The sequence below is a fragment of the Streptomyces sp. NPDC001480 genome (genome assembly GCF_042894725.1).
Classification (GTDB): domain Bacteria; phylum Actinomycetota; class Actinomycetes; order Streptomycetales; family Streptomycetaceae; genus Streptomyces.
Map to the genome: position 1 here is coordinate 1 of NZ_JBIAVX010000028.1, position 9786 is coordinate 9786.

At 73.5% G+C, this 9786-nt stretch carries 8 protein-coding genes and 1 pseudogene; 7 read left to right on the forward strand and 2 right to left on the reverse strand.

The genetic code is table 11. The annotated features are described in order from the left end of the window. The 5 genes and pseudogenes from ACFY01_RS42200 to ACFY01_RS42220 form a co-directional block, all read left to right on the forward strand. Window positions 1–405: pseudogene (locus ACFY01_RS42200) on the forward strand (dehypoxanthine futalosine cyclase); the annotation flags it as partial. 41 nt (window positions 406–446) lie between these two features. After that, window positions 447–1439, forward strand: a complete 993-nt coding sequence (locus ACFY01_RS42205; protein ID WP_390741069.1) for an ATP-binding cassette domain-containing protein — start codon at window positions 447–449, stop codon at window positions 1437–1439. Beyond that, window positions 1439–2296 (forward strand): ABC transporter permease, encoded by an 858-nt coding sequence (locus tag ACFY01_RS42210; RefSeq protein ID WP_390741070.1) that lies wholly within the window; start codon window positions 1439–1441, stop codon window positions 2294–2296. Before ACFY01_RS42205 ends, ACFY01_RS42210 begins: the two co-directional genes overlap by 1 nt. 29 nt (window positions 2297–2325) lie before the next feature. After that, on the forward strand, window positions 2326–6390 hold the full coding sequence (locus ACFY01_RS42215; protein WP_390741071.1) for an AMP-binding protein: 4065 nt from the start codon (window positions 2326–2328) through the stop codon (window positions 6388–6390). 16 nt (window positions 6391–6406) lie between these two features. Then, on the forward strand, window positions 6407–7438 hold the full coding sequence (locus ACFY01_RS42220) for a ketoacyl-ACP synthase III family protein (protein WP_390741072.1): 1032 nt from the start codon (window positions 6407–6409) through the stop codon (window positions 7436–7438). Window positions 7439–7646: 208 nt separating this feature from the next. Here the strand turns inward: ACFY01_RS42220 and ACFY01_RS42225 are convergent, their stop codons facing one another. Continuing rightward, the gene (locus ACFY01_RS42225) at window positions 7647–8225 is read right to left on the reverse strand and encodes a TetR/AcrR family transcriptional regulator (RefSeq protein WP_390741073.1); all 579 of its coding nucleotides are present in this window, start codon (window positions 8223–8225) and stop codon (window positions 7647–7649) included. A 91-nt stretch (window positions 8226–8316) separates the two neighbouring features. On the opposite strand from ACFY01_RS42225, the gene ACFY01_RS42230 reads away from it, so the two are divergent. Further along, on the forward strand, window positions 8317–8763 hold the full coding sequence (locus ACFY01_RS42230) for an anthrone oxygenase family protein (protein WP_390741074.1): 447 nt from the start codon (window positions 8317–8319) through the stop codon (window positions 8761–8763). Between the two features lie 53 nt (window positions 8764–8816). Further along, complete coding sequence (locus ACFY01_RS42235; RefSeq protein ID WP_390741075.1) at window positions 8817–9242, forward strand: DUF4267 domain-containing protein; 426 nt, start codon at window positions 8817–8819, stop codon at window positions 9240–9242. Window positions 9243–9275: 33 nt separating this feature from the next. On the opposite strand, the gene ACFY01_RS42240 is transcribed toward ACFY01_RS42235, so the two are convergent. Then, a complete protein-coding gene (locus ACFY01_RS42240) occupies window positions 9276–9752 on the reverse strand; it encodes a hypothetical protein (RefSeq protein ID WP_390741076.1) in 477 nt (158 codons plus the stop codon). Between the last annotated feature and the right edge of the window lie 34 nt (window positions 9753–9786).

Here is a 9786-nt window from a genome sequence, read left to right on the forward strand (position 1 = left end):
GGCCGCACCCAGGCCACCCTCTTCGAGTACCTGCGGATGATCGCCGTCGCCCGCCTCTTCCTCGACAACGTGCGGCACATCCAGGGCTCCTGGCTCACCACCGGCAAGGAGGCCGGCCAGCTGACCCTGCACTACGGCGCGGACGACCTCGGCTCCGTGATGCTGGAGGAGAACGTGGTCTCCTCGGCCGGCGCCAAGCACCGCTCCAACCTGATGGAGCTGATCACGCTGATCCGCGGGGCCGGCCGGGTGCCCGCGCAGCGGTCGACGACGTACGAGCACCTGGTGGTCAACGACGACCCGGCGAACGACCCCGTCGACGAGCGGATCGTCTCCCACATCTCGTCCACCGCCCTCGCGGGCGGCACCGCCCACCCCGAGCTGAAGCTGATCGCGGCGAACTGAGCGGCCGGCCACCGGACACAGAGAGACAGGACGGAGAAGCCATGCCGGGCGCCATCCACGCCGAGGGACTCGTCAAGTGCTACGGGGAGATCCGGGCCGTCGACGGAGTCGACCTCACGGTCCCGGAAGGCAGCGTTCTGGGCCTCCTGGGCCCCAACGGAGCGGGCAAGACGACCACCGTCCGCCTGCTCACCACCCTGCTCCGCCCCGACGCGGGCACCGCGACGGTCGCGGGCCACGACGTGGTCCGCGCACCGGACCTGGTACGCCGGTCGATCGGGCTGTCGGGTCAGTTCGCCGCTGTCGACGACCGGCTGACGGGCCGTGAGAACCTGCGGATGATCGGCGAGTTGTACGGCATGCGGTCCCGCACGGCCCGTCAGCGGGCGGACGAGCTGCTCGCCCGGTTCGAGCTGACCGGGGCCGCCGACCGCGTCTCCAGCACGTACTCCGGCGGTATGCGCCGGCGGCTGGACCTGGCCGGCGCGCTGGTGGTCCGGCCGTCGGTGATGTTCCTCGACGAGCCGTCGGTCGGCCTCGACCCCACCAGCCGCCTCATGCTGTGGGACACCATCGAGCGGCTGGTCGAGTCGGGCACCACACTGCTGCTGACCACGCAGTACCTGGAGGAGGCGGACCGGCTCGCCCGCGACATCGCCGTCGTCGACCACGGCCGGATCATCGCCCACGGCACACCGCGCGAACTCAAGACACGGGCCGGCCGGCAGCAGGTCGACGTGGTCGTGGAGCGCGGCGAGCAGATCGACGGCACGGCGGAGCTGCTGGCCCGCTTCAGCACCAGGACACCGGATGTGGACCGGGGCAGGTTCCTCGTCTCCGCGCCGGTGGAGGGCGGCGTCCACCGGCTGACCGAGGTCGTCCGCGCCCTGGAGGGCGCCGGGATCGAGGTCAGCGACATCAGCCTGCGCCGGCCGACCCTCGACGAGGTGTTCCTGGCGCTCACGGAGCCTGCCACCGGCAGCCGGACCGAACACGTGATGGTCCCCGCCGGCGCGGCCGGCGAGAAGGAGTGATGACCGTGGCATGGGCGGTACAGTCCGGCCCCGCGGACCTGCTGAGGCCCGCATCGGCGGCGAAGGCCGTCCGTGACCTGGTCGTGGTCACGCGGCGCAACCTGATCAGAATGATCCGCATCCCCGAGGTGCTGGTCCTCGGCCTGGTGCAGCCGATCGTGTTCGTGCTGCTCTTCGCCTACCTCTTCGCGGGCTCCTTCAGCCTGCCCGGCGCGGGCGGCCCGGCCGCGTACCGGGAGTACATGATGCCGGGCTTCTTCTGCCAGACCATCGCCTTCGCGACCGCCGGCAACAGCAGCGTGAGCATGGCCAACGACCTGCAGAGCGGCATGGTCGACCGGTTCCGTTCACTGCCGATGTCCCGGGGTGCGCTGCTGACCGGCCGCACCCTGGCCGACATGGTGCAGAACCTCGTCGTGATCGCGGTCATGGTCGGCTGCGCGCTGGTCGTCGGCTGGCGCGTCCACCACGGGCTGCCGCGCGCCGCCGCGGCGTTCGCGCTGCTGCTGCTCCTGGGGTACGCCCTGTCGTGGGTGGGTGTGCTCATCGGTCTGTCGGTGCGCGCGCCGGAGGCCGCCGCGACCGGGAACTTCCTGTGGCTGTTCCCGCTGACGTTCCTGTCCAACGCGTTCGTCGCGCCGTCCACGCTCCCGACCCCGCTGCGGTGGGCCGCCGAGTGGAACCCGATCAGTGCCACGGTGCAGGTGACCCGCGAACTGTTCGGCAACCCCGGACTGCACGTGTCCGACGCCTGGCCCGCCCGGCACGCCCTGGTCGTGTCCGTGGTCTGGTCGGTCGTCATCGCCCTGGTGTGCCGCACGCTGGCGGTGCGCCGCTACCGCGCGACCGCCGCCTGAGCGCCGGAAGCCCGAGGAGCGTGAGTGAGATGTTCCGTGCCGATCTCGTCCGCCCGTTGCACGAACTGCTCGCCGGACACGCCGAGCACCGGCCGGGGCAGACCGCCTTCCGCGACGCCCGTCGCTCGGTGACGTACGCCGAACTCGACCGGCGTACCGCCCGGCTGGCCGGCCACCTCGCGGAACTGGGCCTGGAGCGCGGCGCGCGCGCCGTGATCTACCTGCCCAACCGCGTGGAGACGGTGGAGAGTTACCTGGCCATCACCCGGGCGGGTGCGGTCGGCGTCCCGCTCAACCCGCAGTCGACCGACGCCGAACTGGCCTATCTGCTGGACGACTGCGGGGCCCGGATGGTGATCGCCGGGGCCGCCCAGCTGCCCCAGGTGCGCCGGCTGCTGGCGGACCGCCCGCAGATCGCCGTCGTGGTCGTCTCGGACTCCCCCGCCCCCGAGGGGGAGGACGACGGCCCGCCCCGGTTCGAGACGCTGGCGACGACCTGGTCGATACGCCATCCGCCGCGCGACGACCTCGGCCTGGACGAGCCCGCCTGGATCCTCTACACGTCCGGCACCACGGGCAGCCCCAAGGGGGTGGTCTCCACACAGCGCTCGTCGCTGTGGGCCACCGGCGCGTGCACCGCCCCGGTCCTGGGGCTGTCGCCGCGGGACCGGGTGCTGTGGCCGATGCCGCTGTTCCACGCCGTCGCGCACAACGTGGGCGTACTCGGGGTGGTGGCGGTCGGTGCGACGGCCCGGATCACCGACGGGCTGGCGGCGGACGACATCCTGCGCACGGCCCGCGAGGAGCGCTCCACGTTCCTGGTCGGGGTGCCGACGATGTACCACCACATGGTCGAGCAGGCCCGGTCCGGCGGCTTCGAGGCCCCGGAGGACCTGCGGGTGTGCATGGTCGCCGGCTCCTCCTGCCCGGTGTCGTTGCACGAGGGGTTCCGCGCCGCGTTCGGCATCGCCCTGCTGGACAGCTACGGCAGTACCGAAACCGGTGGCGCGATGACCACGAACCTCCCCGAGGGCCCCTACGTCCCGGGTTCGTGCGGACTGCCCGTGCCGGGGCTGACGCTCCGTCTGACGGACCCCCGGACCGGTGCGGAGGTGCCCGGTGGCGCGGAGGGTGAGGTGTGGGTCTCCAGCCCGGCGCTGATGCTCGGCTACCACCGGCAGAGCGAAGCGACGGCGGCCGTGCTGTCCGACGGCTGGTACCGCACCGGGGACATCGCCCGGCAGGACGACGCCGGGTACGTCACCATCACCGGCCGGCTGAAGGAACTCATCATCCGCGGCGGCGAGAACGTCCACCCGGGCGAGATCGAGCGGGTCCTGGCCCGGGTGCCGGGTGTGGCGGACGCGGCCGTGGGCGCGAAGCCGCACGAGGCGCTCGGCGAGGTGCCGGTGGCGTACCTGGTGCCCGGGCCCGAGGGCATCGACACCGACGCGGTCCTGGCCGCGTGCCGGGCGGAACTGGCGTCCTTCAAGATGCCCGAGGAACTGCACGAGATCGACCGGGTCCCGCGTAACGCCACCGGGAAGATCGCCCGCAAGCGCCTGGCGAGCCTGCACGGCACACTGCTGTGGCGCAGGGCCCGGAAGCCGGCGGAAGCCGCACGCTCCTACGCGGGCGCCCTGGACATCGGCCTGCTGGACGGCGGACATCCGCTGCTCCAGGCCACGATCGAGCTGCCGGGCGCGGACGGGATGCTGTTCGCCGGCCGTCTGCCGGGCCCGGAACGCGACCCGCTGCTGTCCCGCACCGTGGCCGGCGCCCCCGTCCTGGCGCCCGCGGCCCTGGCCGAACTGGCCCTGTACGCGGGGGACCACGTCGGCTGCGGGCGGCTGGTGGAACTGACCACCGGCGAGCCGCTCGTCCTGCCCGAGAGCGACGGCGTCCAGCTGCGGGTGAGCGTGGGAGCGGCGGACGACGAGGGCGCGCGCCCCGTCGCGGTGCACGCCCGCCGGGACGGCGGGGGCCCGGCCTGGCGGCCGTGGACCCGCCTCGCGTCCGGCACGCTCGCGCCCGGCACGGCCGCCCCGCCCGCCCCTGAGATGGCCGTATGGCCTCCGGCGGGGTCCCTGAGGGTCCCGCTCGAGGAACTGCCCACCGACGCTTCCGCGGAGTCCGGTGCCGGTCTGTCCGGACAGCTGCGCGCCGTCTGGCGGCGGGACGGCGAACTGTTCGCCGAGGTCGCGCTGCCCGACGCCCGCCGTGAGCAGGGCGCCCTGTTCGGGCTGCATCCGGCCCTGCTGGACGCGGTGCTGCGGCCCGCACTGCTCGACGCCCCGGTGGACCCGGCGGCACGGGCGGGCACTCCGGACGGCGACGGACTGTGGTGGCCGGGCTCCTGGCACGGGGTGACGCTGTACGCCTCGGGGGCGTCCGTGCTGCGCGTACGGGTACGGCCGCGGCCCGACGGCGGGTTCGGCATCGAGGCCGCCGACGCGGCCGGCGACCCCGTGCTCACCGTGGAGTCCGTGACGTCCGGCCGGCTGACCCGGCCCGCCCTGGTCCGCGCGTCGGCCACCCAGCAGGACGGTCTCTTCACACAGGTGTGGGACGACGCGGACCTCCCGGCGCCGTCCCGTGGCGAGGAGCGGTGGGCGGTCGTCGGGGACGATCCGCTGCGGGCTCGGGCGGGTCTGATGGCCGCCGGGCGCTACTCGGAGACACACCCCGACCTCGATGCCCTGGTGAAGTCCGTCGAGAACGGTGCCGCGCCCCCCGACGTGGTGGTCGTCTCACCGGCCTCCGCCGCCGACACCGCGGGCGCGGTCCGCCGTGCCGTGCGCGAAGGGCTGGACTGGGCGGCCCGCTGGGCCGATCCGCTGTTCGCGGACACCCGTCTGGTCGTGCTCACCCGGGACGCCGTGCCCGCCCGGGACGGGTCCGCCGTGCCGGACCTGCCGGCCGCCGCCGTGTGGGGGCTGGTCGGTGCGGCGCAGGACCGGGCGCCCGGGCGTTTCGTACTCGTGGACACCGACGCCTCCAAGCGGGCCTGGCGCGTCCTGCCGGACGCCGTGGCCTCGGGTGAGCCCCGGATGGCGCTGCGCGGCCGTTCGGTACGGGTGCCGCGCATCGCGCGTGTCGAGCCGGGTGCCGGCCCGGGGGCGTCCGCGTGGGACGGCTGCGGTCGCCTGCTCGTCGTGGGCACGGGGGCGGCGGCGCCCGCCAGGCACCTGGTGACCGGACACGGCGTGCGGGAGGTACTGCTGGCGGGTCCGGCCCCGGCCGGGGACGCGGCGGAGCTGCGCGCGCTGGGCGCGTCGGTCTCCGTGACCGCGTGGGACGCGGCGGACCCGGCGGCGTCCATGGGGCCGCTCGGGGCGGCCGCGCCGTCGGCGGTGCTGTTCACGGCTGCCGTGGACACCGCGTCCGAGGGGCCGGACGGCGACGTCGACGCGGTGCTGCGGCCCGTCGTCGACACCGTCCTCGCCCTCGGCGACGGGCTCGCCCCCGGGGACCTGTCCGCGTTCGTGCTCAGCTCCCCCGCCTCCGCCGCGACCGCCCCCGGGCTGGTCGCCGAGGCGGTCGGCGCGTTCCTCGACGCGTGCGCGGTGCGCCTGCGCGCCCGAGGGGTGCCCGCCGCGTCGGTGCGCGGGGCCGACCTGCGGTCGCGGCAGGCGCGGGACCTGTTCGACGTGGCGTGCTCGCTGGGGCTGCCCGTGGTCGTCGCCGCCCGCTCCGAGCTGGGCGGCGCCCCCTCCCCCGGCCCGCTCACCGGCACCGCCGCGCTGCGCCGCGGACTGGTGCGCGGCACGGCCCGCAGGGTCGCCCGGGACTCGTTCGCCGATCCGTCCGGGCTGCGGCACCGTCTGGCCGGGCTGTCGGACCAGGAGCAGGAGGAGGCCGTGATGGAGCTGGTGTGCGCCCACTTCGCCGCGGCCCTCGGGCTCTCGGGCGCCGGGCAGGTGCCGCCGGACGGCGAGACCCGCGAACTCGGCTTCGACTCGCTGACGGCACTGACCGCGCGCCACGCGCTGGTCGCGGCGACCGGACTGCCCCTGCCGGCGGCGGTCGTGTTCGACTTCGCCACCCCCGCCGGGCTCGCCCGTCATCTGAAGAAGGAACTGGTCTCCCGTTGACCGAAGGAGAAGGACGATGAGGGTCGAGAACGTACACATCGAGTCGCTGGGAGTCGTGCTGGGCGAGTGGGCCAGCGCGGAACAGGCCGTGGCCGAGGGGAAGCTGGACGCCGAGATCCAGGCGGCGAACGGGCTGACGGGCGCGCACCTGTCCGGTGACGTGCCGGCCATGGACCTGGCGGTGCGGGCCGCGCGGACCGCGCTGGAGCGTTCGAAGATCGACCCCGGGGACATCGGGGCACACGTCCACAGCGCCGTCCACTACCAGGGCCCCGACGGTTGCTACCCGCCCGGCTACATCCTGCGGGAGCTCGGTCTGGGCACGATTCCCGCGCTGTACGTGCAGCAGGGCTGCGACGGCATGCTCAGTGCCCTGGAGGTGGCGATCGGCAAGCTCACGGGAGCCGCCGAGGCGGGTTCGGTGCTGCTGACGACGGGTGAGAACTTCTCCTCGCCGCACATGGACCGCTGGCAGGGCCTCGGGCAGGCGTACATCCTGGGCGACGGCGCGGCCGCGGCGCTGGTGAGCGACGAGGGTGGCTTCGCCGAGGTGCGCTCCCTCAACTCCGGTGTGCTGCACGAGCTGGAGTCGTGGCACCGCGGCGACGGTCCGCTGCTGCTGCGCGAGGACGCCGGGGAGACGTCCGGGATGGTGGAGCGGGCCGAGCAGTTCGCCGAGCGGATGCCCCTGTCGGAGACGATGGAGAAGCTGTCCGTCTTCGACCTCGACATCATCCACCGGTCGCTGGTGGACGCCGGTCTGAACGCGTCCGACCTGGCCAAGGTGGTGCCCATCAACATGGACGGCAGGATGATCGAGTACTCGGTCATGATGCCGCTGGGGCTGCCGATGTCGCGCTGCACCTGGGAGTTCGGCAGGGCGGTCGGGCACGTGGGCGGCGCCGATGTGTTCATCACCCTGGAACACCTGGTACGCACCCGCGAGGTGGCGCCGGGCGACCACGTCCTGCTGGTCTCCCAGGGACCGGGCTGGCTGTGCAGCGCGGCCGTGGTCACCGTCGCGGACATCCCGCACTGGGCGGACTGAGCGCCGGCACGCGTATGGCCCCCGCGGTCTGCCGGGGGGCGCCGTCGGCTGTTCGAGGCACGGTGACCGGAGGGCCGGCTGAGGCGCCGGCGCACCGGGCCGCAGCAGCCGGCGCCGAGGACTGATCCCGCCGTCCAGCACAACGACCTGCAAGCGGGCAGGCGGCGGGCCCCGGGGGTACCGGCCGCGTGCCCGCCGGGATGGTGCGTCAGAGCACGGCGAGCCGGTCCACCAGCAGCTCCACCCTCTGCTCGGCGTACTCCGGCGGCAGCCGTCCCGCCCGGGTCAGGGTCGCGATCCCGTGCAGGGACGCCCAGAACACCTCGGTGAACAGTCCCGGTTCGACACCGTCCCCGGCGACCTCACCCAGGCACTCCAGCAGCGCGGCGAAGGCGTCCTTCAGCGGCTCCGGCGTGTCCTCCTGCGCGTACGGCAGGCCGTTGTTGAGCTGGAACAGGGCGTCGTAGACCGCGGTGTTGCGCTCGGCGAAGTCGAGGTAGGCGCGGGCGAGAGCGGCGACCCGGGCCCGCGGGCCGTCCGCGGCGGCGGTCGCGGCCCGCGCCGCGGCGGCCAGCTCGGCGGCACCCTGGAGGGCGACGGCGCCGATGATCTCGCGCTTGCCGCGGAAATGGCTGTAGAGGACGGGCTGGCTGTATTCGATGCGCTCGGCGAGCCGGCGCGTGGTGACCGCGTCCCAGCCCTGCTGTTCGGCGAGTTCGCGGGCCGTCGCCACGATGAGACGCTCGCGGCCCGCCCGCTCACGCTCCTTGCGTTCCTGTACCGACATGATTCGATCCTAGCATCGCTAGACAAGCGAGCGGCAGTAGTACTAGCGTTGCCTCATCACCTAGCAACGCTAGATTCCAGGAGGGGCCGTCATGCTCAGCGCACTTGAGGTCATCACCACCGTGGTCGTCGGCCTGATGGTGGGGGTGGAGTTCTCCGTCGCCTTCGTCATCAACCCGATCCTCAGCGCCCTTCCCGACGACGCCAGCCAGATGGGCCACAGCCACGGCGGCCGGATGCTCGGCGCCGTGATGCCCTTCTGGTACATCGGCTCCCTCGTCCTCGCCGCGCTCTGGGCGGTCGCCGGATGGCACCACCACGGCACCGGCCTCGTCATCACCGCCGCCGCGCTGCTGATCGTCAGCGTGATCATGTCGCTCCTGCTTCTCGTCCCGATCAACAACCGGAACAAGGCGTGGACCCCCGAGAACCGGCCCGAGGACTGGAAGGAGCAGCTGAACCGCTGGGACCGCTGGCACTACGTCCGCGTCGCCGTCATCGTCGGCGCCTTCACCCTGCTGGTCACCGCCCTCGTCTGATACCGAAGCCGCCCGGACATGCACCGGTTCGCCCACTCACAGGGAGAAGGACAATGTCGCTGAAGAAGATCAACACCGTCCTGGCCGCCGCCTTCATCCTCTTCATCCTCTGGTTCGGGACGGAGTTCATCCTGAGCCCGGAGACGACGGCGCCGGGCTTCGGCCTGCCGAGCTGGCCGTCCGGCGACGGCGGCGGCTTCCTGGTCGTCAAGGGAATCCGCGACGTCGACCTGGCCCTGGTCCTGGGCGTCCTGCTGGTGACGGGCCACCGCCGGGCGCTGGGCTGGGCGCTGCTGGTGGGGTCCCTCGCCGCGTACGGCGACATGGCCACCGTGCTGGCCCACCACGGCTCCGTGGCCACCGCGCTCGGCGTCCACTGCCTGACCGCGACCCTGATGGTGGTCAACGGCCTGCTGATGCTGCGCGAGACCCGCAAGGTCGCGGCCGCTCCGGCAACGCCCGCCCCGCAGCCCGCCTGACGCCGGCACCACAGCGTGGAGCCGGTGGAGGTCTCAGCCGATGGTGAAGGACCGCAGGGTGACCAGGGCCGGTTCCTGGTCACCGAGGCCGGGGCCGTCGACGACGCCGCCGGCGGCCAGGAAGTAGTACGTCCCCGGTGAGGTGACGCGGGCCGTGTACTCCGAGCCGTCGTGGTCGTAGGTGAGGGTTGCCGGGAGGACGGGGGCGCTGGCGTGGACCCAGCGGGTGCGGGGGCAGTCGGGGGTGAACGTGCCGGTGCCCTCGAAGCAGGCCGCCGAGCCGGTGCCGGGGCTGTCGACCTCTTCCGCGTTGTAGTAGACGAGGAACCTGGTGTTGAAGTCCTCGATGGCGCCGCCCAGGCCTGGACGGCACTGGACCTGGCTGACGGCGGAAGTCGCGGAAGCGGTCTCGGCGGCGGTGGCGGGCATGACCGTCGGGAGCGCCGTGGCGGCAGCGGCGGCCAGTACGCAGACGGTTCTCGCCATGAGGGCCCTTGCTGTCGTGCGCATGTCTCTCCTCGGGGTGGGAGTGCGGATGCGGGGG